This is a genomic window from Aeromonas sobria, assembly GCF_000820145.1.
GTDB classification, from domain to species: domain Bacteria; phylum Pseudomonadota; class Gammaproteobacteria; order Enterobacterales; family Aeromonadaceae; genus Aeromonas; species Aeromonas sobria.
On sequence record NZ_CDBW01000007.1, the window covers coordinates 1 to 349 of the forward strand.

Consider the following 349-nt stretch of genomic DNA (forward strand, 5'->3'; position numbering starts at 1 on the left):
CAGACAACAATGCTGTTGCGGTGTACTGTCGCTCAAGCCCGACTGGGACATCCGTTGTTGCTGGGGTTACTTGCAAATCAATCACGGTTGCATCGGTGACAGTCAGCTTTGCTTCTGCACTGAACTGCTGACCATTGGCAGTACCGGAAGCTGAAATAGTTGCCGTGCCCGCAGCCACTCCGGTAGCCAACCCTTTGCTGTTGATTGTGGCAATCTTCGGATCACTGCTGGTCCAGCTGATTGCTGTATTGCTTGTCACATCCAGCGTAGAGCCGTCAGACAACAATGCTGTTGCGGTGTACTGTCGCTCAAGCCCGACTGGGACATCCGTTGTTGCTGGGGTTACTTG

At 53.6% G+C, this 349-nt stretch carries 1 protein-coding gene; it reads right to left on the minus strand.

Annotation, left to right across the window (positions count from 1 at the left end):
- A partial coding sequence (locus tag BN1135_RS21135) for an Ig-like domain-containing protein (RefSeq protein ID WP_189987078.1) occupies window positions 1-349 on the minus strand: 349 nt, incomplete at both ends.